This window comes from Mycobacterium sp., from assembly GCF_035499775.1.
Taxonomy (GTDB): domain Bacteria; phylum Actinomycetota; class Actinomycetes; order Mycobacteriales; family Mycobacteriaceae; genus Mycobacterium.
In genome coordinates this window covers 1-23,706 of the sequence record NZ_DATJYB010000014.1, presented here as the reverse complement: position 1 = coordinate 23,706, position 23,706 = coordinate 1, and the positions used below count along the sequence as shown (strand labels likewise).

General features: G+C 67.0%; 23 protein-coding genes and 1 pseudogene. 11 read left to right on the top strand and 13 right to left on the bottom strand.

Annotated features, from left to right (window positions below; all coding sequences use genetic code 11):
* Window positions 1–436, top strand: a 436-nt coding sequence (locus VML93_RS00660) for an HAD-IC family P-type ATPase (protein WP_325606598.1), incomplete at its 5' end; no start/stop codon positions are given.
* 146 nt (window positions 437–582) lie between these two features.
* A pseudogene (locus VML93_RS00655) lies at window positions 583–783 on the top strand (PE family protein); the annotation flags it as partial.
* Window positions 784–892: 109 nt separating this feature from the next.
* Here VML93_RS00655 and VML93_RS00650 read toward each other — a convergent pair.
* The 3 genes from VML93_RS00650 to VML93_RS00640 form a co-directional block, all read right to left on the bottom strand.
* Window positions 893–1,150 (bottom strand): Txe/YoeB family addiction module toxin, encoded by a 258-nt coding sequence (locus VML93_RS00650; protein ID WP_325606596.1) that lies wholly within the window; start codon window positions 1,148–1,150, stop codon window positions 893–895.
* Window positions 1,147–1,425 carry a type II toxin-antitoxin system Phd/YefM family antitoxin gene (locus tag VML93_RS00645; RefSeq protein ID WP_325606594.1) on the bottom strand — a complete coding sequence of 93 codons (279 nt, stop codon included), beginning with the start codon at window positions 1,423–1,425 and terminating at the stop codon, window positions 1,147–1,149. The genes VML93_RS00650 and VML93_RS00645 overlap by 4 nt, the downstream gene beginning before the upstream one ends.
* A 74-nt stretch (window positions 1,426–1,499) precedes the next feature.
* Window positions 1,500–2,192, bottom strand: a complete 693-nt coding sequence (locus tag VML93_RS00640) for a cation transporter (protein ID WP_325606592.1) — start codon at window positions 2,190–2,192, stop codon at window positions 1,500–1,502.
* Window positions 2,193–2,330: 138 nt separating this feature from the next.
* Here VML93_RS00640 and VML93_RS00635 point away from each other — a divergent pair, with 138 nt between their 5' ends.
* Both VML93_RS00635 and VML93_RS00630 read left to right on the top strand, forming a co-directional pair.
* Window positions 2,331–3,263: a class I SAM-dependent methyltransferase gene (locus VML93_RS00635; protein ID WP_325606609.1), complete on the top strand. Its 933-nt coding sequence runs from the start codon at window positions 2,331–2,333 to the stop codon at window positions 3,261–3,263.
* Window positions 3,264–3,277: 14 nt separating this feature from the next.
* On the top strand, window positions 3,278–4,453 hold the full coding sequence (locus VML93_RS00630) for a CoA transferase (RefSeq protein WP_325606590.1): 1,176 nt from the start codon (window positions 3,278–3,280) through the stop codon (window positions 4,451–4,453).
* Here the strand turns inward: VML93_RS00630 and VML93_RS00625 are convergent.
* Both VML93_RS00625 and pstS (VML93_RS00620) read right to left on the bottom strand, forming a co-directional pair.
* On the bottom strand, window positions 4,437–6,284 hold the full coding sequence (locus VML93_RS00625) for a serine/threonine-protein kinase PknD (protein ID WP_325606588.1): 1,848 nt from the start codon (window positions 6,282–6,284) through the stop codon (window positions 4,437–4,439). The genes VML93_RS00630 and VML93_RS00625 overlap by 17 nt on opposite strands.
* A 37-nt stretch (window positions 6,285–6,321) precedes the next feature.
* Window positions 6,322–7,434 carry a phosphate ABC transporter substrate-binding protein PstS gene (pstS, locus tag VML93_RS00620; RefSeq protein ID WP_325606586.1) on the bottom strand — a complete coding sequence of 371 codons (1,113 nt, stop codon included), beginning with the start codon at window positions 7,432–7,434 and terminating at the stop codon, window positions 6,322–6,324.
* 252 nt (window positions 7,435–7,686) lie between these two features.
* Between pstS (VML93_RS00620) and VML93_RS00615 the strand changes: the two genes are divergently transcribed.
* The 5 genes from VML93_RS00615 to VML93_RS00595 are packed head-to-tail and all read left to right on the top strand — an operon-like array spanning window position 7,687 to window position 13,832.
* Entirely contained in the window at window positions 7,687–8,535 is an 849-nt protein-coding gene (locus VML93_RS00615; protein WP_325606606.1) for an ATP-binding cassette domain-containing protein, read from the top strand.
* On the top strand, window positions 8,532–9,656 hold the full coding sequence (gene pstS, locus VML93_RS00610) for a phosphate ABC transporter substrate-binding protein PstS (protein ID WP_325606583.1): 1,125 nt from the start codon (window positions 8,532–8,534) through the stop codon (window positions 9,654–9,656). The genes VML93_RS00615 and pstS (VML93_RS00610) overlap by 4 nt, the downstream gene beginning before the upstream one ends.
* Window positions 9,657–9,678: 22 nt before the next feature.
* Window positions 9,679–10,701: a phosphate ABC transporter permease subunit PstC gene (gene pstC / locus VML93_RS00605; protein WP_325606604.1), complete on the top strand. Its 1,023-nt coding sequence runs from the start codon at window positions 9,679–9,681 to the stop codon at window positions 10,699–10,701.
* Between the two features lie 12 nt (window positions 10,702–10,713).
* A complete protein-coding gene (locus VML93_RS00600; RefSeq protein WP_325606581.1) occupies window positions 10,714–11,559 on the top strand; it encodes a PstA family ABC transporter permease in 846 nt (281 codons plus the stop codon).
* 59 nt (window positions 11,560–11,618) lie between these two features.
* Window positions 11,619–13,832, top strand: coding sequence for a bifunctional SulP family inorganic anion transporter/carbonic anhydrase (locus VML93_RS00595; protein WP_325606578.1), 2,214 nt, complete (start codon window positions 11,619–11,621; stop codon window positions 13,830–13,832).
* A gap of 12 nt (window positions 13,833–13,844) precedes the next feature.
* On the opposite strand, the gene VML93_RS00590 is transcribed toward VML93_RS00595, so the two are convergent.
* From VML93_RS00590 to VML93_RS00565, 6 genes are all read right to left on the bottom strand, one after another.
* Complete coding sequence (locus VML93_RS00590; protein ID WP_325606576.1) at window positions 13,845–14,285, bottom strand: response regulator; 441 nt, start codon at window positions 14,283–14,285, stop codon at window positions 13,845–13,847.
* A complete protein-coding gene (locus VML93_RS00585; protein ID WP_325606602.1) occupies window positions 14,282–15,799 on the bottom strand; it encodes a sensor histidine kinase in 1,518 nt (505 codons plus the stop codon). Before VML93_RS00585 ends, VML93_RS00590 begins: the two co-directional genes overlap by 4 nt.
* Window positions 15,800–15,870: 71 nt before the next feature.
* Entirely contained in the window at window positions 15,871–17,082 is a 1,212-nt protein-coding gene (locus VML93_RS00580) for a PP2C family protein-serine/threonine phosphatase (RefSeq protein ID WP_414686251.1), read from the bottom strand.
* Between the two features lie 271 nt (window positions 17,083–17,353).
* On the bottom strand, window positions 17,354–18,523 hold the full coding sequence (locus tag VML93_RS00575) for an acyl-CoA dehydrogenase (RefSeq protein ID WP_325606574.1): 1,170 nt from the start codon (window positions 18,521–18,523) through the stop codon (window positions 17,354–17,356).
* A gap of 28 nt (window positions 18,524–18,551) precedes the next feature.
* Window positions 18,552–19,070: a 5-(carboxyamino)imidazole ribonucleotide mutase gene (gene purE / locus VML93_RS00570; protein WP_325606572.1), complete on the bottom strand. Its 519-nt coding sequence runs from the start codon at window positions 19,068–19,070 to the stop codon at window positions 18,552–18,554.
* Complete coding sequence (locus tag VML93_RS00565; RefSeq protein ID WP_325606570.1) at window positions 19,060–20,277, bottom strand: 5-(carboxyamino)imidazole ribonucleotide synthase; 1,218 nt, start codon at window positions 20,275–20,277, stop codon at window positions 19,060–19,062. Before VML93_RS00565 ends, purE begins: the two co-directional genes overlap by 11 nt.
* A gap of 99 nt (window positions 20,278–20,376) precedes the next feature.
* Between VML93_RS00565 and VML93_RS00560 the strand changes: the two genes are divergently transcribed.
* Complete coding sequence (locus VML93_RS00560) at window positions 20,377–21,045, top strand: GtrA family protein (protein ID WP_325606568.1); 669 nt, start codon at window positions 20,377–20,379, stop codon at window positions 21,043–21,045.
* Here the strand turns inward: VML93_RS00560 and VML93_RS00555 are convergent.
* Together VML93_RS00555 and VML93_RS00550 are read right to left on the bottom strand one after the other, a co-directional pair.
* Window positions 21,003–21,518 carry a PH domain-containing protein gene (locus VML93_RS00555; protein WP_325606563.1) on the bottom strand — a complete coding sequence of 172 codons (516 nt, stop codon included), beginning with the start codon at window positions 21,516–21,518 and terminating at the stop codon, window positions 21,003–21,005. The two genes, VML93_RS00560 and VML93_RS00555, sit on opposite strands and share 43 nt — an antisense overlap.
* A 9-nt stretch (window positions 21,519–21,527) precedes the next feature.
* Entirely contained in the window at window positions 21,528–22,337 is an 810-nt protein-coding gene (locus tag VML93_RS00550) for a biotin--[acetyl-CoA-carboxylase] ligase (RefSeq protein WP_325606559.1), read from the bottom strand.
* Between the two features lie 49 nt (window positions 22,338–22,386).
* Between VML93_RS00550 and VML93_RS00545 the strand changes: the two genes are divergently transcribed.
* A partial coding sequence (locus tag VML93_RS00545) for an acyl-CoA carboxylase subunit beta (protein ID WP_325606556.1) occupies window positions 22,387–23,706 on the top strand: 1,320 nt, incomplete at its 3' end.

Genomic DNA, 23,706 nt, shown 5'->3' with positions numbered 1-23,706 from the left:
CGCCGAGGAGCTGGGTATCGACGAATGGCGCGCCGAGGTGATGCCCGAGGACAAGCTCGAGGTGGTGCGCGAGCTGCAGGACGACGGTTACGTCGTGGGGATGGTCGGCGACGGCATCAACGACGCGCCGGCGCTGGCGGCCGCCGACATCGGGATCGCCATGGGACTGGCCGGAACCGACGTCGCCGTCGAGACCGCCGACGTGGCGCTGGCCAACGACGATCTACACCGGCTGCTGGACGTGCGGGATCTGGGCGAGCGGGCGGTCGACGTGATCCGGGAGAACTACGGCATGTCCATCGCCGTCAACGCGGCCGGGCTACTGATCGGAGCCGGTGGAGCGTTGTCCCCGGTGCTGGCGGCGATCCTGCACAACGCGTCGTCGGTGGCGGTGGTCGCCAACAGCTCCCGGCTGATCCGCTATCGGTTGGACTGAGCCGATAAGCCGGTCGCCCGGACGATCACAGCAAACGACATTGAACAAACCCGACACGTCGGGTCCCTCACTATGGTGCACTGTGCTCACCGCGTCGACGGCGATCACGCGATGGCAGGGCCATGTAACGCATTGGGAGGTGTCACATGTCGTTTGTAATCGCAGTGCCGGAGTTCTTGGGTTCGGCCGCAACTGATCTGGCCGGCATCGGGACGACGCTGAGCGCGGCAAACGCAGCCGCCGCGGTCCCGACGACGGGGATCATGGCCGCCGCACAGGACGAGGTGTCAGCTGCCGTTGCGGCGCTGTTTTCCGGCCACGGCCAGGGGTATCAGGCGCTCAGCGCCGGTGGCCTTGAAGGTGTTGCCCGCCAACTACGCCGACGATCCCGTCGCGCGGCTGTCAACCACTACCGCCTGGCCTGGGGCACCTTGCCGAAGGCTTCGCGCCGCAGGATCAGTAGTGGTACGTGGCTTTGAGGATCTTGACCTCGTTGTCGTCCGCGCGGTACACGAGGCGGTGCTCGTCATCGATCCGCCGCGACCAGTAGCCGGAGAGTCCCCCCCTGAGCGGTTCGGGTTTTCCGATCCCGGTGAACGGGTCGCGCTGGATTTCTCCGATCAGCCTGGTAATCCGCCGGGCCGTCTTACGGTCGGAGCCCAACCAGAACAAAAAGTCCTCCCAGGCGTCGGGATCGAAGTTGACGCCCCTCACTCCTGGCCGCCGGCCATCTCCTGGAGTTCTTCGAGCGAGGTGGTGCGCTGGCCCGGGGAGCTGGCTTTGTCTCGGGCGACCGCCTCCATGAGTCGGCGCGCATTCTCGGGCGAACGCAGTAGGTAGACCGTTTCTTGCCACGAGTCGTAGTCGTCGGCCGACATCAGCACGGCATCTCCGGCTTTGGAGGTGATGCGCACGGGTTCGTGGTCGGTGTTGACCTGTTCGAGCAGCGGGAAGAGGCGCTGCCTGGCCTCACTCGCGCTGATCGCCATGTGTCGCACTCCTTATCGGTACCACAATATCGTACCGATATTGTACGGCATTGTCGTACACATGCCGGCAATCTTCAGCAGCCGCAGTCCAGTCCGCGCCACGCTCGGACGCCCGACCAGACCGCGACGCAAGCAATGGCAAGCCCGATCGCCGGGTCGATCCACCAGGCGCCCGGCCACATGGCGGTGATGGCGAGACCGGCCAGCACCCCGGCGGCCTGGCCTGCACACAGGTAGTTCTGGGTGCCTTCCCCATGCGTTGCGCCGGAGTCCAGGCGCGCGGCCAGTTTGTGCTTGACCCAGCCCAGTGTCGGCATCAGCACCAAAGCCAACGCCGTCAATCCGATGCCGATCACCGAGGTCTCGGCGTGCTTGCCCTCGGCCAGATGGTGAATGGACTCGGCGGCTATGTACGGCGCCGTCAGCCAGAACGAGAAAGCGACACCGCGCTGGGCCCGTCGCTCGGACTTCTCGCAGTGGGTGCGCGTGCCGCTGAAGCGCCAGACCACCATCGCGCTGGCCAGCCCCTCGGGCGCGCTCCCCAAAGCCCACCCGGTCAACGCGACCGATCCGACCGCCAGCCCCTGCCACAGCCCGATAGCGCCCTCGGCAAGCATCACGACCAGGCTCACCCAGGCCAGCCGGTGTGCCCACCGCGCGCTGCGCTGCCACCCGGTGTCACGTGTGACCGACGCCTGCGCGGCGTGGGCGGATCCGTCGCAGCAGGCGTCGAGGCCCACGGGGTCAGAGGTAGCCGCCGTCGACATCCCACGATGGTAAAGGCGAGACGGCGCGCGCGCTCGGAACTCGGCAATCTGATCCGGGGCACGGTTTGGTGACAACCGCGATTACGCGTGTCGTTAATCTATCTAATCAGTAGCACGCGACGGATGGAGAACGACAAGATGACGCGGACCGACAACGACACTTGGGACCTGGCGAGCAGCGTGGGAGCCACCGCCACCATGGTGGCCGCCGGGCGCGCCCGGGCCACCAGGGCGGGGCTGATCGACGACCCGTTCGCCGAACCGCTGGTGCGCGCCGTCGGCATCGACTTCTTCACCCGGTGGGCCGCCGGCGAACTCGACTCCGCCGAGGTCGACATTGCCGGTGCGCCGTGGGGCATGCAACGCATGACCGACGTCCTGGCCGCGCGCACCCGCTACATCGATGCGTTCTTCGCCGACGCGGCCGCGGCCGGCATCCGCCAGGCCGTCATCCTGGCCGCCGGCCTGGACGCGCGCGCCTATCGGCTGCCCTGGGCGCCGGGAATGACGGTGTTCGAGATCGACCAGCCTGAGGTCATCGACTTCAAGATCGCAACGATCGCCGAGCTGGGTGCCGAGCCGACCGCCGACGTCCGCGCCGTCCGGATCGACCTGCGCCACGATTGGCCGGCGGCGCTCGGACAGGTTGGGTTCGACGCCGGGCAACCCACCGCGTGGGCCGCCGAGGGCCTATTGGGGTTCTTGCCCCCGGACGCGCAAGACCGGCTGCTGGACAACATCACCGCGCTGAGCGCCGACGGCAGTCGGCTGGTCGCCGAGATCTTCCTGGGTTCCGACGCCAACCAGCAGGCCTTGAACGCCGCGACGCTGAAGTGGCAGGAGCACGGTCTGGACGTTGCGCTGGAGAACCTGGGCTTCCCCGGCCAGCGCAACGACGTGGCGGGCTACCTCGAGGAGCGCGGCTGGCACACGGTTCGCGCGACGCTGAATCAGTTGTTGGCCGATATCGGATTGCCCGCGCATCCCGTCTACGACGTCGACGCCCACGCCGAGGAAGACATCCCCTTCGTCCTCAACTACTACTGCACCGCGGTACTGCACACGAAATAAGGAGACCCGGTTCGATGCCACACAAGCCACTTGACGGGTTCCGGGTACTCGACTTCACCCAGAACGTCGCCGGACCGCTGGCCGGTCAGGTGCTGGCCGACCTGGGCGCCGAAGTCATCAAGATCGAGGCGCCCGGCGGTGAGGCGGCCCGGCACATCACCGCGGTCCTGCCCGGGCGACCCCCGCTGGCCACCTACTTCCTGCCCAACAACCGGGGCAAGAAGTCGGTCGCTGTGGACCTGACCAACGACGAGGCCAAGCAGCAGATACTGCGCCTGGCCGACACCGCCGACGTGGTGCTGGAGGGGTTCCGGCCGGGGGTCATGGAGCGCATGGGCCTGGGCCCCGAGGATCTGCAGTCGCGCAACCCGAAGCTGATCTACGCACGCCTGTCGGCCTTCGGCGGCAACGGCCCGAACAGCACCCGCCCGGGTGTGGACCTGATGGTCGCCGCCGAGGCGGGCATGACCACCGGCATGCCCACGCCCGACGGCAAGCCGCAGATCATCCCGTTCCAGCTCGTCGACAACGCCAGCGGCCACGTGCTGGCCGAGGCGGTGCTGGCCGCGCTGCTCAACCGGGAGCGCCACGGGGTGGCCGACGTGGTCCGGGTCGCGATGTACGACGTCGCGGTGGGGTTGCAGGCCAACCAGCTGACCATGCATCTGAACAAGCCGAGCACCGATCAGCCCAAGCCGGCCGCCGCGCCGAATGTCAAGAAACGCAAGGGCGTTGGGTTTGCCACCCAGCCCTCCGACGCCTTCCGGGCCGCCGACGGATACCTCCTGATCAGCGCGTATGTACCCAAGCACTGGGCCAAGCTGTGCCAGATCATCGGCCGGCCCGACTTGCTCGACGACGAGCGGTTCGTCGACCAGCGGGCGCGGGCTGTCAACTACCCCGAGTTGACCGACGAACTGGAGGCGGCACTGGCCGCCAAGACCGCGGCCGAATGGGTGGAGCTGCTGCAGGACGGCGGCCTGATGGCCTGTCTGCCCTACAGCTGGAAACAGGTCGTCGGCACGCCGCTGTTCGCCGAGAACGACCTCGCCCTCGCGGTCGGCAGCGGTGATGACGCCATCACCGTGGTCCGGACACCGGCCCGTTATGCCAGCTTCGACGCCGTCGCCACCGATCCCCCGCCGGCCCTCGGCCAGCACAACGACATGTTTGTCACGGAGCCAGCTTGACCGTCCGGTCGTTGCCGCGGTCGGCGACGTAGACGTTTCCGGCGTTGTCCACCGTGACGCCCAACGGGGTGTTGAGTCCGGTGAGCGGCAACGGGGTCGGAGTGTTCGACCCGGACGGCAATCGCATCACCTGACTGCTGTCGTGCTCCGTGACGTAGACGGTGCCGGCGCTGTCCACCGCGATGCCCCAGGGCACACTGACGCCGGTGAACGGCAGCACGGTCTGGGTGTTCGACCCGGCCGCCAACTCCAGCACCCTGCTGTTGTCGGTGTCGGTGACGTAGACGTTGCCGGCCGGGTCCACCGCCACGCCGTCCGGGTTCTTGAGGCCGGTGAACGGCAGCACGGTCTGGGTGTTCGACCCGGCCGCTACCTTCAACACCCGGTTGTTACCCCGGTCGGCGACATAGACGTTGCCCTGGCCGTCCACCGCGACCCCTTCGGGGTAGTTCAGGCCGGTGAACGGCAGCACGGTCTGGTGGTTCGACCCGGCCGCCAGCTTGACCACCCGGTTGTTGAAATCGGCGACGTACACCGCGCCGGCGTTGTCCACGGCCAGTCCCTGAGGCTGGTAAAGGCCGCTGAACGGAAGCACGGTCGCGGTGCTCGACCCCGCCGGCAACTCCACCACCCGCCCATACATGCCTTCGCTGGTGACGAACACGTCGCCGGCTTTGTCCAGCGCCACCCCGCCGGGCGACAGGCGGAAGTCGATGCCGTTGAACGGCAGCACCGTCTGTCCGGATGCCGGCTTCGCCGACGATGCCGACGACGGCCGCGTGCCCAGGTAGCCGGTGACCCCGATCGCGGAGAAGATCAGCACCGCGGCCGCGCCGGCGACGATCCACCGCTTGCGTTTCCGGCCGGGCCTCGGAGCCGCAAGGGGCGCGTCGCGCCTGAACTCCGGTGCCGGACCGACCGGATACACCGGAGGCACCGGACGGGCCATTGTTTCGACCGCCCCGGTGGAACCGGGACCGTAGGCGTTGGCGGTGAGCGCGTCGTGGGCGGCCGCGGCCAGCTCACCGGCGGTGCGATAGCGCTGTTCGGGGTTCTTGGCCATGCCCCTGGCCAGCACCTGGTCCAAGGCCACTGGAAGCATGCCGGGGCGCAGCTGCCGGCTGGGCAAAGGCACCGGCTCGAGCAGATGCGCGGCGATCAGCCGTTCGACGCTGTCGGACTGGTACGGCGGCGCCCCGGTCAAGCACTCGCCCAACACACAGGCCAGCGCGTAGATATCGGCGCGATAGGTGACCCGGTCGCCCCTGAACCGCTCCGGGGCCATGTAGTTGTAGGTTCCGACGGCCGTCCCGGTCTGGGTCAGCCCAGGGTCGGTGGTCGCCCGGGCGATGCCGAAATCCACCAGATACGCGAAGTCATTGCCGCCGATCAGGATGTTTTCCGGTTTGACGTCGCGGTGCGTCACGCCGTTCGAGTGCGCGGCGTCCAGCGCGGCGGCGATCTGGCGCACAATTGCCACCGTGCGGGCCGGCGGCAGCGGACCGTAGTGCCGCAAGATCGAGCGCAACGAGGCACCGTCGATCAGCCGCATCTCCACGAAGAACTGTCCGTCGATCTCGCCGTAGTCGTGGATCGGCACTATGTGCGGCTCGGTCAGCCTGCCCGCGGTATCGGCCTCGCGTTGCATCCGCGCGCGGAACACCGAGTCGCTGGAGAACTCCGGCGAGATCAGCTTCAACGCCACCACCCGGCGCTTTCGGGTGTCCTCGGCTCGATACACCTCGCCCATGCCGCCGCGCCCCAGCAACTGCACCAGCTGATAAGGCCCGAAACGCGTCCCGGCCCGCGAAGCCAAGTCCGCATCGTTCATCGTCGCCGCTCCCTCCACCCAGGCTTACCGGGACTACTCACGAGATCGCGTTCACCGCTGCGGCGACTCGCGATTGGAACGAGGCAGGCAGCGGAATCGACCCGTACTGGTCCAAACCGGCCTGGCCCGGACCGATCGCGGCCTGCATGAACGCCCTTACCGCCGCCCCGGTCGCGGAATCCGGGTACTTCGAGCACACGATCTCGTAGGTCGCCTCCACGATCGGGTAGGCGCCGGCCTGCGTCGGCTTGTAGAACGACGACGTGTCCACCACCAGGTCGTTGCCCTGCCCGGTGATCCGGGCGCCCGCGATCGTCTTGGCGACCGAGTCGGTGGTGATCGATACCGCATCCGGGCCGGCTGACGTGACGATCTCGGCCATGCTCAACTGCCTGCCGACTCCGAAGGACCACTCGTTGTAGGTGATCGACCCCTCGGTGCTCTGCACGGCCGCCGACGTCCCGTTGTCCCCCACCGCGCCGTCACCGACACCCCCGCCGAAGGTCTGGCCGACGCCTTTGCCCCACCCACCGTTGGACGCGACGTCGAGGTATTGCTCGAAGTTGGAAGTGTCGGCGGACTGGTCGCTGCGGAAGAACACGCGAATGGGCGTCGAGGGCAACGCGGTGCTCGGGTTGAGCGCTTTGATGGCCGGGTCGTCCCACCTGGTGACGCCGCCGTTGAAGATCTTGGCGAGGGTGGGCCCGTCAAGTTTCAGCGAGTTCACGCCGTTGAGGTTGTAGGTGACCGCGATCGGTTCGAACACCGCCGGCAGGTCCCAGGCCGGCGAACCGCACCGCTGCGCCGCGCGGTCTACCTGGCCTTTGGATGGGTTCAACGGATCACCGGAACCCGCCAGAGCGGTGACGTTGTTGAGAAAGTCGGTCACCCCGGCGCCGGAGCCGTTGGCGTTGTAGTCGAGCGTGTAGCCAGGGCAGGCACGGACGTAGGCGTAAACGAATTGTTCTATCGCGTTCTCTTGCGCGGTCGCGCCGCTGGCCTTGAGTTGCCTGGTGCCGCCACACTGCACCGCAGCCGGCGCCGCGCTGGGCCCGGACGACGAGGCGTGGGTGGCCGAACCGCATCCCGACAGCACCACCGCGCCGACGGCAAGCAGACCCACCACGGCGCCAGATCGGTTGAGTTTCACTCGGAACTCCTGCCCGGAAAGAACACGCGAACCAGTCCACATACAAGCCCCCGAATATGGGTGCACGATTAGCGGCGCCTTTGGAAATGGGCAGAAGCTTATGAACGCCGTTCAAGATAAGCACTGGATCAGTGTCCGATTAGCACGAACTGTGAATCTAAGCACCCGATTAGTAGTGCCTTTGAACATATGCAGAGCATTACTTCGCGTGGCCCCGAATGCGCTTTGGCGACGTAGCTTTATGGGGTGTTGATCAGCCCCGAACAGCTCGGCGCCGAGTCCGGTATCGGTACTGCCGATGTCGATACCCCGGTCATGGCGGCGGTAAACCTCACCCTCGGCTTTGGCCCCAAAACCGTTCTCGAACAAGTGAATCTGAACTTTTCCCCGCGTGCGGTGACGTGCTTGCTGGGACCGACGGGTTCGGGTAAGACGACGTTCCTGCGCACCCTCAATCGGATGAACGACAAGGTTTCCGGATACCGCTACACCGGTGATGTGCAGTTGGGCGGACACAGCATCTTCACAAATCGTGACCTCATGGAATTTCGCCGGACGGTCGGCATGGTGTTCCAGCGGCCAAATCCGTTTCCCATGTCAATTATCGACAATGTCATTGCTGGGCTGCGCGCGCACAAAATGGTGCCGCGCAAAGAATTCAAGACGGTCGCCGCGGCCCGGCTCACCGAGGTCGGCCTCTGGGATGCGGTCAAGGATCGTCTCGGCGATTCGCCGTTCCGGCTCTCCGGCGGTCAGCAGCAGTTGCTGTGCCTGGCCAGGGCGCTCGCGGTCAACCCCGAGGTGCTGTTGCTCGACGAGGCCACCTCGTCGCTGGACCCGACCACGACAGAAAAGATCGGGGAGCTCATCCGTTCGCTCGCCAATCGGCTCACCGTGATCATGGTGACGCACGATCTGGCCCAAGCCGCCCGGCTCGGTGACCGGACCGCCCTTTTCTTCGACGGCAGGCTCGTCGAGGAAGGGCCGAGCGAGCAGCTGTTCCTGTCGCCAAAGCATGCGGAAACCGTCCGTTACGTCTCGGGATTTTTCGGAGACCGCAGGAGAACCAATCGGGGGCCGAGAAGGGTGAGCGAACAATGAAAATTCGTCTGCGTGCGCTGGGGGTTATGGTGCCGGTGTTCTCGGTTGCACTGGTCGCATCGGCCTGCGGCCATCCATCAAGCGGAGCGGGGCGTTCCGGAGCGGCCCCCGCCGGCAACCCCGCCGCCACCCCCGCGACGTCCAACGTGGCGTTGTCGGAGACCGGTGCCACGGAGCTGTATCCGCTGATGAATCAGTGGGTTCCGGCCTACCACTCGAAATACCCGAACGTCACGATCACGACCGGAGCCACCGGGTCAGGTGCCGGTATCTCCCAGGCCGCCGCCGGGGCGGTCAACATCGGCGCCTCCGGTGCGTACCTGTCCAGCGGCGACATGTCGGCACACAAGGGGCTGATGAACGTCGCGTTGGCCGTGGCCGCCGAGCAGATCAACTACAACCTGCCCGGTGTCAGCGAGCACCTCAGGCTGAACGGCAAGGTGTTGGCGGCCATGTATCAGGGCAAGATCAAAACCTGGAACGACCCGCAGCTCGCTGCCCTCAACCCGGGGGTCAACTTGCCGCCCACCCCGGTGGTTCCGCTGCACCGGTCCGACGGCGCCGGCGACACGTTCGTGTTCACCCAATATCTGTCGAAGCAGGACCCCGACGGCTGGGGCAAGTCGCCGGGCTTCGGCACCACCGTCGACTTCCCCGCGGTTCCCGGCGCCCTGGGCGAGAACGGCGCCGGCGGCATGGTGACCGGCTGCGCCCAGACCCCCGGCTGCGTCGCCTACATCGGCACCAGCTACCTGGACCAGGCCGGCCAGAAGGGACTGGGTCTGGCCCAGTTGGGCAACGCGTCCGGCAACTACCTGCTGCCCGACCCGCAAAGCATCGGCGCCGAGGCCGCCAGCTTCGCCGCGCAGACCCCGGCGAACGAGGTGATCTCACTGATCAACGGTCCCGCGCCGGACGGCTATCCGATCGTCAACTACGAGTACGCCGTCGTCTACAGCGCTCAGAAGGACGGCGCCACCGCACAGACCATCCAGGCCTTTCTGCACTGGGCCGTGACCGACGGCAGCAGCCCCTCCTTCTTGAACTCCCAACACATGCAGCCGCTGCCCGCCGCGGTGGCGAAGCTGTCCGACGCCCAGATCGCCACGATCACCGGCTGAGCGGGTTGCGGTGACCCTCACTTTGCGCGCCGGGCCCTCCGCGGCGCGGGTCGGCGACGAGGGCCGCGCGGTCCGCTGGGCGGGTCGGTTCAGCGCGGTGGTGCCGCTGCTCGCGGTGGTGTTCGTACTGGCGGTGCTCGTCATCGAGGCGGTCGGCGCGGTCCGGGTGAACGGGCTGCATTTCTTCACCGGCGTCCGATGGAACCCGGGCAACACCTACGGCGAGACGGTGGTCAGCCACGGCGTCGCCCATCCGGTCGGCGCCGAGTACGGGGCGCTGCCGCTGATCGTCGGCACCCTGGCCAGCTCTGCGATCGCCCTCGTCGTCGCGGTGCCGGTGTCCATCGGAGCCGCCCTGGCGATCGTGGAACGGTTGCCCAAGCGTCTGGCCTCGGCGGTCGGCATGGTGCTCGAACTGCTCGCCGGCATCCCCAGTGTCGTGGTCGGCCTGTGGGGCGCGATGACGTTCGGGCCTTTCATCGCCCACCACATCGCCCCCGCAATCGCCCGCAACACACCAGATGTGCCGCTGCTCAACTACTTCCGCGGCAACACCGGCAACGGCGAGGGAATGTTGGTGTCCGGCCTGGTGCTCGCGGTGATGATCATTCCGATCATCGCCAGCACCACCCGCGACCTGCTGCGGCAGGTGCCGCTGCTGCCCCGGGAGGGTGCCGTCGCGCTGGGGATGTCCGACTGGGAGTGTGCCCGCAGGGTCACCCTGCCGTGGGTGTCCAGCGGCATCGTCGGTGCCGTCGTGCTGGGCCTGGGACGCGCGCTGGGCGAGACGATGGCTGTCGCCATGGTGTCCGGGGCGGAGTTGGGCGCGCTGCCCGCCAACATCTACTCGACGATGACCACCATCGCCGCCACCGTGGTGTCGCAGCTGGATTCGGCGCTGACCGACTCCACTAACTTCGCGATCAAGACGCTGGCCGAGGTGAGCCTGGTGCTGATGGTGATCACCTTGCTGACCAACGTGGCGGCCCGCGCGCTGGTGCGCCGGTCCTCGGGCACCGCGCTGCCGGTCGGGCGCGGTGTCTGAGGTGGGTGCGTCATGAGATCGATCGGCACTCGGCGCAAGCTGGCCGACGCGCTGTTCTGGGCGGCCTGCCTCGGCTGTCTGGCGGTCGTGGTCGGCCCCACGTTGTGGATGCTGATCGGAGTGGTCGGCCGCGCGTTACCGGTGTTCCATTTTCACGTGCTGACTCAGGACAGCCCGGGCGGCCTGCGCAACGCCATCGTCGGAACCGTGGTGCTCGGGCTCGGGGTGATGCTGGTGTCCGGCACCGTGAGCGTGCTGGCCGGGATCTACTTGTGTGAATTCGCCACCGGCAGAATGCGTTCGATCCTGCGCGGCGCCTATGAGGCGCTGTCCGGTATCCCGTCCATCGTGCTCGGCTACGTCGGCTATATCGCGCTCGTGGTGGACTTCGACTGGGGGTTTTCCCTGGCGGCCGGGGTGCTGGTGCTGTCGGTCATGAGCATTCCGTACATCACCAAGGCCACCGAGTCCGCGCTTTCCGCGGTGCCCACGTCCTACCGGGAAGGGGCGGCGGCGCTCGGGCTGCCTTTCGGTTGGACCCTGCGCAGGATCGTGCTGAAGCCGGCGCTGCCCGGGATCGTCACCGGGATGCTGGTGGCGCTGGCACTGGCGATCAGTGAGACGGCGCCGATGCTGTACACGGCAGGCTGGTCGGATTCGCCGCCGACCGGGCAACTCACCCACTCGCCGGTCGGTTACCTGACCTATCCGATCTGGACGTTCTATAACCTGCCTTCGAAATCCGCCCAAGACCTCTCATATGATGCGGCCTTCCTACTCATAACTTTCCTGTTACTGCTGATCATCATGGGACGGATGATTAGCTGGCTCGCCCGTCGGCATTTGGAATCTTTGTAAGTTCTATGTGAAGCGCTCACCACTAGGCGTGGCATTCATAGGACATTCAGAATGATGCGATGCGCCATCTCGATTCCGGACCATTGCTGCGGAATTTGCGGCACGACCTTCCCGCGTCGCTCGTAGTCTTCCTGGTGGCCCTGCCCCTGTCGCTGGGGATCGCCATCGCCTCCGGGGCTCCGCTGATGGGCGGTTTGATCGCCGCCGTGGTGGGCGGCATCGTGGCCGGTTCCGTCGGCGGCTCGGCACTTCAGGTCAGCGGCCCGGCCGCGGGCCTCACCGTCGTGGTGGCCGGTCTGATCGCCGACTTCGGCTGGGCGATGACCTGCATCATCACCATCTGCGCAGGAGCCATCCAGATCCTGTTCGGGGTGGTCAAGGTGGCGCGCGCGGCCTTGGGCGTCGCCCCCGTCGTGGTGCACGCCATGCTGGCGGGCATCGGCGTCACCATCGTTCTGCAGCAGGTCCATGTCCTGATGGGTGGTAAATCCCGCAGCTCTGCGTGGGAGAACATCAAGGCGCTGCCCAACGGCATCATGAACCATGAGCTGAACGAAGTGATCGTCGGCGGGATCGTCATCGGCATTCTGCTGTTATGGCCGAAGCTGCCGGCCAAGATCCGGTTCATCCCCGGTGCGCTGGTGGCCATCGTGGTGGCGACCGCGGTGGCCGAAGTTGCACACCTGGAAGAAGTCGACCGGATCAACCTCAAGGGCGACTTCTTCAAGGCCGTCGGCCTGCCGCATCTGCCCGCTACGGCCCCCGGCGGAGCGCCGTGGATGCACGAGGTCAGTGGTGTGGCGGTGGGAATCATCACGGTCGCCCTGATCGCCAGTGTCGAGTCGCTGCTGTCGGCGGTGGCGGTCGACAAGCTGCACAACGGTCCGCGGGCGAACTTCAACCGCGAGATGATCGGGCAGGGCAGTGCGAACATGTTGTCCGGCCTGCTCGGCGGGCTGCCGGTTACCGGGGTCATCGTGCGCAGCTCCACCAACGTGGCCGCCGGTGCACGCACCCGGACGTCGGCGGTGCTGCACGGGGTATGGATCCTGCTGTTCGCGTCGCTGCTGACCGGACTGGTGGAACTCATTCCCAAGGCGGCGCTGGCCGGCCTGCTCATCGTGATCGGTATCCAGCTCATCAAGCTGGCGCACATCAAGCTCGCTTGGCGCACCGGCAATTTCGCAATCTATTCGATCACCATCGTGTGCGTGGTGTTCCTCAACCTCCTCGAAGGCGTGGCTCTTGGCCTGGCTGTCGCGATATTCATGTTGCTGACGCGGTTGGTCCGCGCACCCATCGAGGCCCGGCCGTACGGCGACGGCGAGGCCAAGAACTGGCGGATCGACATAGACGGCACGCTCAGCTTCCTGCTGCTGCCCCGCCTGACCCAGGTGCTGTCCAACGTGCCGCCGGGGTCTCATGTGCGGCTCACGCTCAACGCGGATTACATCGACGAGGCGGTGTCGGAGGCCATTTCCGATTGGCGACGGAGTCATGAGGCGACGGGCGGAGTCGTCGTCATTGTCGAGAGGTCGCCGGCGACGCTGCACCACGCGCACACCAGCCGGCCCAAACGTCATTACCAACGCCCCCCGAAGGACGCGGTTTCGCGGGCATCGCAGAACGGTGAGCACCACGATGCCGGGCCCTCCATTCTGGACGGGGTCGACCAGTACCACCGCAACGGTCGCGACGAGCTGTATCCGCGGCTTGCCGAGCTGACCGATACGCCGACACCGACTGCGGTGTTCATCACGTGTGCCGACTCGCGGATTCTGCCCGACGTGATCACCGCCAGCGGGCCCGGTGAGCTCTATATCGTCCGCAACGTAGGCAACCTGGTACCGGCCGATGGAGCCGACCGATCGGTCGACGCCGCACTCGATGTCGCGTTCAACCACCTCGGTGTGACTTCAGTTGTGGTGTGCGGACATTCGTCGTGCCGCGCGATGGACGCACTGCTTGCCGGTGCCACGGATCAGACGGCTACGGGCCAGTGGCTGGAACACGCACACGAGAGCCTCGACGCGTTCCAGAATGACCATCCGGCACGCGGGAGCGCCGACGGCGTCAGCGAGGCCGACCAGCTGAGCATCGTCAACGTGGTCGTGCAGATGGAAAGGCTGGCCGCCAACCCGATCTTGGCCGGCGCGAAGGAATCCGGCGCATTGAGGATCTACGGCATGTTCTTCGACATCTCGACGGCCCACGTGTACGAGGTCGATCAGGACGGCCTGGTGCGCCCCGTCGAGCCCGCCGGTGCGCAATAGGTCGCAATAGGCTCAGCCCTGCGGAAGACGGACGACCTGAAGGAAGAACTCGTCGATCTGCCGTACTGCGCTGATGAATTGGTCGAGGTCGACCGGCTTGGTGACGTAGGCGTTGGCGTGCAGTTCGTAGCTGCGCAGGATGTCCTCCTCGGCCGAGGAGGTGGTGAGCACGACGACCGGAATGCGGGACAGGTCCGGGTCGGACTTGATCTTCTCGAGCAGTTGCCGGCCATCGTATTTCGGCAGGTTCAGATCGAGCAGGATGAGGTCGGGCCGCGGCGCATCCTGGTATTGACCGCGCCGGTAAAGGTAGTTCAGGCCCTCCTCCCCGTCGTGCGCGACATGCAGCCTGTTCTTGAGTTTGTTGTGCTCGAACGCTTCCCGGGTAATGAGCTCGTCGCCCGGGTCGTCTTCGACGAGCAGGATGTCGATCGCTCGGCCGGCCGGTGTCATTCGCGTGCTCCTTCAGTGATCGCGCCCACCGGCTCAGCATTGAGCCCTTCGATGGGGAGGGTGAATTCGAATCGGGTTCCGCCGGTGTAGGACGTGTCGATCCAGATAGTGCCGCCGTGGTGCTCGACGATTTTCTTGCACAGCGCGAGACCCATACCGGTTCCCCCGTACGCGTCGCGGCCGTGCAGGCGCTGAAAGATGACGAACACCTTTTCGGTGAACTCCGGTGCGATGCCGATCCCGTTGTCCGACATACTGACCAGCCAGTCGCCGGCACGTCGCCGGCACTCGATGACGGCGCGGGGCGGGCGATCTTCATTCCGGAACTTCACCGCGTTGCCGATCAGGTTCTGCCACAACATCGTCAGCAAGGTGGGGTCGCCCATGATGCGCGGCAGCGGCTCGGCCGGGCGGACTATTTCAGCGCCGGACTCCTCGATCGCGACGGCAAGATTGGCCAACGCGGCGTCCAGCGGGGCGTCGAGGTCGACCTCGGTGCGCATGGTGCCCAGCCGGCCGGCCCGGGAGAAGCTGAGCAGGTCGTTGATCAGCACCTGCATGCGTTTGGCGCCGTCGACCGCGTATCCGATGTATTCGGAAGCGCGCTCGTCGAGCTGGTCGCCGTAGCGCTTCTCGAGCAGCTGGCAGAACGAGGTGACCTTGCGCAGCGGTTCCTGCAGATCGTGCGACGCGACATAGGCGAACTGCTCGAGTTCGGCGTTGGAACGTCGCAATTCGGCCGCCTGTTCGTCCAATTGCGCACGCGCCAACCGCGACACCTCGAGCTCGCTGACGATGCGCTGGCGCATGTTCTCGACGTCAATGGCCATGGCTCGAATGTCTTTCGGCCGCCGCGGGGGTGTGATGCTCTCACCGAAGTTTCCCTCGGTGATCCGCCGGCACGCCGAAGCCAGGGCGAGCAGGGGAAGGGTGACCGCGCGCCGGGTCAGCAGACCCAGCAGGGTCGCGGTGATACAGAAAACCAGCACCATCGCCAGCAGCACCCGGTCCCGCCAGTCATCGATGTGTTCGACCTCGGCGATGGCATGCGCGCGGACCGCGACCAGGTGCGTGTTCTGTAAGTCGAAAAGCTGTCGCAGATGGTCGAATTCGGCCTTGCCGCGTTCTGCCGTCTCGCTGCCCACGACATTGGGGGCCTTCGGCTGCACGCTCGAGATGACCGGATCGGCATAGTTTTTCCGCCAGTCGGCGGCGGCCGTCTCGATCGCATCCAGATCAGCGATGGCTTCGGGGCGCTGTGCCAGGTGCTGCCGGATCACTTGGGCCGCCGCGTGTTCGGCTTCCTGCCCTTCGTAATACGGCGTCAGGAACTGGCGATCGGCGGAGATCAGGTAACCACGGACGCCGGTTTCCTGGTCGCGCAGCGCCGCCTGCAACTGGACCGCGGCGATGCGCGCCGGCGAGATATCGTCGTTCAGCTCGCGCGAGACCTCGTCGGTGCGATGCAGCAACACCGTGCCGACCCCCGCACCGATCAGCACCAGCACCCCCATGCTGAACAGCACCACGAATTGCCATCCCCGCACGGTCAGCTGTAGATCCCGCAGCGGTGTGAACTTGGGGCTCACCTCGCGGTCCGCTGCACGCGCAGCACCGCTATGTCGTCGGTGAGCCCGCCCAGTGCCTGGGCCCGTTCCTGCGCCCCGTCGATCAGCGCGTCGACGAACGCCGGACCGGGCAAGCCGGCGTGCGAGCGGGCCAGCGCGAGCAGACCGTCCTCGCCGAGTCGCTGCGTGCCGTGTCCCGAATACCCCTCGAACAGCCCGTCGGTGAGCAGCAACAGCCCGTGACCGGACGGCAAATCGATCTCGTACTGCGGCCAGTCCCCGGCATGCAGGCCCAGCGCCGGCCCCCCCGGCGGCTCGATCCAATCCACCGTGCCCAGGGCGCCGGGGCCGTGCAGCAACATCCCCGGGTGGCCGGCGCGGATCGCGGTGATGGGTCGGCCCGGGCCGACCGGACCAGGCGGGATGGCCAGCGTGAGCACCGTCGCGAAGATCCCCTTGCCCGCGCGTTCGGCGTCCAGTACCCGCTCCAGCTGCCCCATCAGGTCGGCTCCGTGAACACCGGCAAGCGTGAGCGCGCGCCAGGCTATCCGCAGCGCGGCGCCCAGGGCCGCCTCGTCGGGCCCGTGGCCGGCGACGTCGCCGATCAGGACGTGGACGGTCCGGTCGGGCGTCTGCACTACGTCGTAGAAGTCCCCGCACAGCAGGGCGTCCTCGCGGCTCGGGCGATATCGGGCGACGATCTCGACGCCCGGGTTCTCCAGCAGCAGCGGGGACGGCAGCAGGCCGCGCTCGAGCAGCGCATTCTCCCGGGCCCGCAGCTGGCTTGCGTGCAGGTCGGCGGCAATCAGCTCGGCGCGCTTGCGCTCGATCGCGTACAGCAGCGCACGCCGCAGCATGTCGGGTTCGACACGCCCCTTGACCAGGTAGTCCTGCGCACCGGCCGCGACGGCGGACACCCCGAAGTACTCGTCGTTCAGCCCGGTCAGCACGACGATCGGAACGGTGGCGTCGTACTTGGCGATGCGGTCCAGGGCGTCGATGCCGTTGGCGTCGGGCAGATGCAGGTCCAGCAGCACGCAATCAGGCCGGGCCGAGGCGAGCTCGCGCTCGGCGTGGGCCATCGACTGCGCCCAAACCACGCGGATATCGGCGACGGCGTCGGCGATCAGGTCTTCGACGAGCAGAGCGTCGGCCCGGTCGTCCTCGACCAGAAGCAACGACAGTGACTGCCGACTCGCAGCCTGGGCAACTGGACCTCGCACAGGCATCAATTCCCGGTCACCCGTGGGGTGCACGCGCGCGACCACGTCCTTCACGTCATACCCCCCTCGGCCGCAGGTAGAACCCTTGCAAACGCCTGACGACCACAGCGGGTGTACCGATGCGGGCCGTGCGCGTGCCCCAAAACACGTGGTCTGGCCAGCCCGACTGGTTGCCAATTGCGCGGCCTTGGTCCTAAAGCCTTAAGCGTGGATCGTAGGCGGTCTGGCTGTGCTTTTCGCCTCGTTGGTGAAACTACTCGCGGGTATCAGCGGCAAATCAGCGCAGCAATGCCCGCGACATGACCACCCGCTGGATCTGGTTGGTGCCCTCGTAGATCTGGGTGATCTTGGCGTCGCGCATCATCCGCTCGACCGGGAAGTCAACGGTGTAGCCGGCGCCGCCGAACAGTTGCACGGCGTCGGTGGTGACCTCCATCGCGACGTCGGAGGCGAAGCACTTCGACGCGGCCGAGATGAAGCCCAGATTCGACTCACCGCGTTCGGCCCGCGCGGCGGCGGTGTAGACCATCAGCCGCGCCGCCTCCACTTTCATCGCCATGTCGGCCAGCATGAATTGCACGGCCTGGAAGGTGCTGATCGACTCGCCGAACTGCTTGCGGTCCTTGGTGTAAGCAATGGCGGCGTCGAGCGCTCCCTGGGCGATACCGACGGCCTGAGCGCCGATGGTGGGACGGGTGTGGTCCAGCGTGGCCAGCGCGGTCTTGAAGCCGGTGCCCGGCTCGCCGATGATCCGGTCGCCCGGGACGCGGCAGTTCTCGAAGTAGAGCTCGGTGGTCGGTGAGCCCTTGATGCCGAGTTTCTTTTCTTTCGGGCCGACACTGAATCCCTCGTCGTCCTTGTGCACCATGAACGCCGAGATGCCGTTGGCGCCGCGGTCCGGCTCGGTCACCGCCATCACGGTGTACCAGGTCGACTTGCCGCCGTTGGTGATCCAGCACTTGGCGCCGTTGAGAATCCAGTCGTCGCCGTCGGCCTTGGCCCGGGTCCGCATCGAGCCCGCGTCACTGCCGGCTTCGCGCTCGCTCAGTGCGTAGGACGCCATCGCCCCGTCGTTGGCGAGCGTCGGCAGCACCTGCTTCTTCAGCTCTTCGGAGCCGCGCAGGATCAGGCCCATCGTGCCGAGCTTGTTCACCGCCGGGATCAACGACGCGGAGGCGTCGACGCGCGCCACTTCTTCGATCACGATGCAGGCGGCAACCGAGTCCGCGCCCTGGCCGTCGTATTCCTCCGGGACATGTACGGCGTTGAAACCCGACGCATTCAACGCCGCGAGCGCCTCGTCGGGGAACCGGGGTGTCTCGTCCACCTCGGCGGCGTACGGAGCGATCTCTTTTTCCGCCAGCGCGCGGATCGCGGCCCGCAGTTCGTCGTGCTCCTCGGGCAGCTTGAACACGTCGAACTCGGGGTGCCCGGCCCATCCAGCCATCTTGGTCTCCTTGCACTCTGCCGGCTTATTACTGACCGGTGACTTTATCCTGAAGCTGCTGCAGCGCCGCATCCTTGGCCCGCACGGTCTCGGCCAGCTGATCCTGGAATGCGACGACCCGGGCCCGCAGTTGCGGGTCGGAGGATCCGAGGATCCGCACCGCCAACAGGCCGGCGTTGCGGGCGCCGCCGATGGACACCGTGGCCACCGGAACACCGGCCGGCATCTGCACGATCGACAGCAGGGAATCCAGGCCGTCCAGCCGGGCCAGCGGCACCGGCACCCCGATCACCGGCAGCGGCGTCGCGGCGGCGACCATCCCGGGCAGGTGCGCGGCACCGCCCGCACCGGCGATGATCACCTCGATGCCGCGGTCGGCGGCGCCGCGGGCGTAGTCGAACATCACCGCGGGGGTGCGATGCGCCGAGACGACCCGAACCTCGGCAGGGACGTCGAACTCGGCGAGTGCCTTCGCGGCGTCGGCCATCACCGACCAGTCGCTGTCGCTGCCCATGATCACCCCGACCCGGGGCGGTTCAACCGGCATTCGAGTCATGTGGATCCCATCCGTCCGTCCACTGCGCGTCTGACAACCAGTGTGCCGCCCGTTCGGCACGTTCACGCAGCTTGTCGGCATCCTGACCGAGAAAGTTGACGTGCCCGATCTTGCGGCCGGGGCGCTCGGCCTTGCCGTAGAGGTGAACCCGGGCGTCGGGCATCCGCGCGAACAGGTGGTGCAGCCGCTCGTCCATCGACATCGAAGGCATGGCCGGAGCGTGGGCCGCACCCAGCACGTTGCCCATCACCGTCACCGGGACGACGGCCTCGGTCTCGCCGAGCGGGTAATCCAGCACCGCGCGCAGATGTTGCTCGAACTGGCTGGTGCGCGCGCCGTCCATGGTCCAGTGTCCGGAGTTGTGCGGCCGCATCGCGAGCTCGTTGACCAGCAGCGCGCCGTCGGTGGTCTCGAACAGCTCGACGGCCAGCACGCCGACGACGCCCAGTTCGGCCGCCAACCGCAGCGCCAGCTGGGATGCGGAGGCCGCCGCGTCGTCGGACAGCGCCGGAGCCGGCGCGATCACCAGTACACAGATCCCGTCGCGCTGCACCGTCTCCACGACCGGCCACGCCGCGCCCTGACCGAACGACGACCGCGCCACCAGCGCCGACAATTCGCGGCGCAGCTGCACCCGCTCCTCGACCAGTACCGGCACCCCGGCGGCCAGGTATTCGCCGGCCACCTCGCGGGCGTGCGCCACGTCGCGGGCCATTCGCACGCCCCGCCCGTCGTAACCCCCACGGACCGCCTTGACCACCAGCGGACCGTCCACATGCTGTGCGAATGCGTCCAGGTCGGCGAGGCGCTCGACACCGGCGTAGCGCGGCACCGGCGCGCCGAGGGCTTCCAAACGCTGCCGCATGACCAGCTTGTCCTGGGCGTGCACCAGCGCTTGCGGCGGCGGCGCCACCGTGACGCCTTCAGCGACCAGCTTGTCCAGCAGTTCAGTCGGCACGTGCTCGTGGTCGAAGGTCAGGACGTCGGCGCCGGCAGCTACCCGGCGCAGGTCCTCCAGATCGGTGTGCGACCCGATCACCACCTCGGGGGTGACCTGCGCGGCGGGTTCGTCGGCGGCGGTTGCCAGCACCCGCAGGGTCTGCCCCAGCGCTATCGCCGCCTGGTGGGTCATCCGGGCAAGTTGGCCGCCGCCGACCATCGCCACCAGCGGCGTTCGTGTACTCGGCACGGCCATCATGGTGTCATGGGGTTTGACCGGCGTGTTTAGCGGCTCTGGGACCAAATCGTTATGTACGATTTTGCGTCGTTTTTGTGTCAATCCGTAGACTGGCGTGCTGTGTCCTTTGCCGATGCCACAATTGCGCGCCTTCCCGGGGTAATCCAACCGTTTGCCCTGCGCCACCATGAGCTGATCAAATTCGCCATCGTCGGCGGCACCACATTCATCATCGACTCGGCGATTTTCTACACGCTGAAGCTGACGATTCTCGAGCCCAAGCCGGTAACCGCCAAAGTAATTTCCGGCATCGTCGCGGTCATCGCCTCCTACATCCTGAACCGGGAGTGGAGCTTCCGTGACCGCGGCGGGCGCGAGCGCCATCACGAGGCGCTGCTGTTCTTCGCGTTCAGCGGGGTGGGGGTGCTGCTGAGCATGGCGCCGCTGTGGGTCTCCAGCTACATCCTGCAGCTGCGGGAACCGATGGTGTCGCTGACCGTGGAGAACATCGCCGACTTCATCTCGGCCTACATCATCGGCAACCTGCTGCAGATGGCGTTCCGCTTCTGGGCGTTCCGCCGCTGGGTGTTCCCCGACAAGTTCGCCCGCAACCCGGAGAAGGCACTGGAATCCGCCCTCACCGCCGGCGGCATCGCGGAGGTCTTCGAGGACGCGATCGACGGCTACGAAGACGGCAATGTGACCCTGTTGCGCGCCTGGCGCAACCGGCGGGCGAACCGGCTGGCTCAGCTGGGCGACTCGGGCGACCCGGTGTCGAAGACTTCGTGATAAAGCAGCGAATGCACCTCACGTAATCGCGGAATGTCGTAGAACTCCAACGGATCCTGTGACGCCGACTCGATAATCAGCGTCCCGGTGCGAAACATCCGTTCCGACACCTTGTCCCGGAATTCCACGCTGTTGATCCGCCCCAGCGGGATGTCGATCCCGGTGCGGGTCAGCACCCCGTGCCGGTACATCACCCGCCGGTTGGTGACGACGAAATTCGTGGTCAGCCAGCTCAGGAACGGCCACAGCGTCAGCCAGCCGACCATCACCAGCCAGACCAGCCCGATCACTCCGCAGACCACGTTGGTGGCGAGGTTAGGCCAATGCTGCGCCTTGACGACGGCAACCGCGAACACGGCCAGTCCGGTCCCGAAGATCACCACCAGGACCGGCCAGATCAGCCGTTTCCAGTGCGGATGGTTGTGCAGGACCACCTGCTCGCCTTTGGCCAGGACATTCTCCGGATAGCCCACCTGGGAAGGCTAACGCAAATGCACGACGTCGCCGGCCGAGACGGTGACGGTTCGGGTGTCGGTTTGGATACACAGCCGGCCCCGGTCGTCGATATCGCTCGCGGTGCCGACGACCTGGCCGCCACCGGGCAGTTCCGCACGCACCCTGGTGCCCAGGGTGAGGCTGCGCGACCGGTAATCGGCCGCCAGTTGCGGATCGGCCCCGCGGGCGGCCCGCCACCCGGCGATCCGCGCCGCGAGCCCGGCCAACAGCGTGGCGGCCAGGCCGCCGCGGTCCGGCGCCGTCACGCCCAGGCCGTGCAGCGAGGTGGCTCCCTCGATCCCGTCCGGGGCCTGGCTGACATTGAGACCCAGCCCGATCACCACATACGGACGCGATACCTCGGCCAGAATGCCCGCCAGCTTGCCGCCACCGGCCAGCACGTCGTTGGGCCACTTCAGGCCGGCGCGGACCCCGCCGGCTTCGAGCAGGGGGGCCACCGTGTCCACTACCGCCACCCCGGTCGCCAGCGTCAGCCAGCCCCACGCGGCGACCGGGACATCCGCGACGGCGACACCGACCGACATGGTGATCTGGGCGCGCGGCGAGGCCGACCAGCCGCGGCCCTGACGCCCCCGCCCGGCGGTCTGGTGCTCGGCGAGCAGCACCGCGCCGCCGATGTCGGCGCCGGAAGTGGCACGTGCCAGCAGATCGGCGTTGGTGGAGCCGGTCTGTGCGACGACGTCGAGGTGCCGCCAACCGGCATCGATCGCAGAGGCGCGCAATGCTTCCACGTCCAAGGCGTACAGCGCTGGTCTGAGCTGATCGCGGTCGGTCACCCGGCCAGCCTACAAAGCGCCGCGGGCACTGCCGATAACATCGACTCCCATGACTAGCGTTACCGACCACTCTCACTCGGCAGAGCGCTCCACCGAGCACGTCATCGACATCCACACCACCGCGGGCAAGCTGGCCGAACTGCACAAGCGCCGGGAAGAGTCGCTGCATCCGGTCGGCGAGGCCGCAGTCGAGAAGGTGCACGCCAAGGGCAAGCTGACCGCCCGCGAGCGAATCTACGCCCTGCTGGACGAGGACTCGTTCGTCGAACTCGACGCGCTCGCCAAACACCGCAGCACCAACTTCGGCCTGGAGGCCAACCGCCCGGTGGGTGACGGCGTGGTCACCGGCTACGGCACTATCGACGGCCGCGACGTGTGCATCTTCAGCCAGGACGCCACTGTGTTCGGTGGCAGCCTCGGCGAGGTGTACGGCGAGAAGATCGTCAAGGTGCAGGAGCTGGCGATCAAGACCGGCCGTCCGCTCATCGGCATCAACGACGGCGCGGGCGCGCGCATCCAGGAGGGCGTCGTCTCGCTGGGTCTGTACAGCCGGATCTTCCGCAACAACATCCTGGCCTCCGGCGTCGTGCCGCAGATTTCGCTGATCATGGGCGCCGCCGCCGGCGGCCACGTGTACTCCCCGGCCCTGACCGACTTCGTGATCATGGTCGACCAGACCAGCCAGATGTTCATCACCGGGCCCGACGTCATCAAGACCGTGACCGGTGAGGACGTCACGATGGAGGAGCTCGGCGGCGCGCACACCCACATGGAGAAGTCGGGCACGCTGCACTACGTCGCCTCCGGCGAGCAGGATGCCTTCGACTGGGTCCGCGACCTGCTCAGCTACCTGCCGCCCAACAACTTCACCGATCCGCCGCGCTACGCCGAGCCGGTCCCCGAGGGCGCCATCGAGGACAACCTCACCGACGAAGACCTCGAGCTGGACACGCTGATCCCGGACTCGCCCAACCAGCCCTACGACATGCACGAGGTGATCACCCGCATCCTCGACGAGGACGAGTTCCTCGAGGTCCAATCGGGTTACGCCCGCAACATCGTCGTCGGGTTCGGCCGCATCGACGGCCGGCCAGTGGGGATCGTGGCCAACCAGCCCACCCACTTCGCCGGCTGCCTGGACATCAACGCCTCGGAGAAGGCGGCCCGGTTCGTGCGGACCTGCGACTGCTACAACATCCCGATCCTCATGTTCGTGGATGTCCCGGGGTTCCTGCCGGGCACCGGCCAGGAATACAACGGCATCATCCGGCGCGGGGCCAAGCTGCTGTTCGCCTACGGCGAGGCGACCGTCCCCAAGATCACGGTGATCACGCGCAAGGCCTACGGCGGCGCGTACTGCGTCATGGGG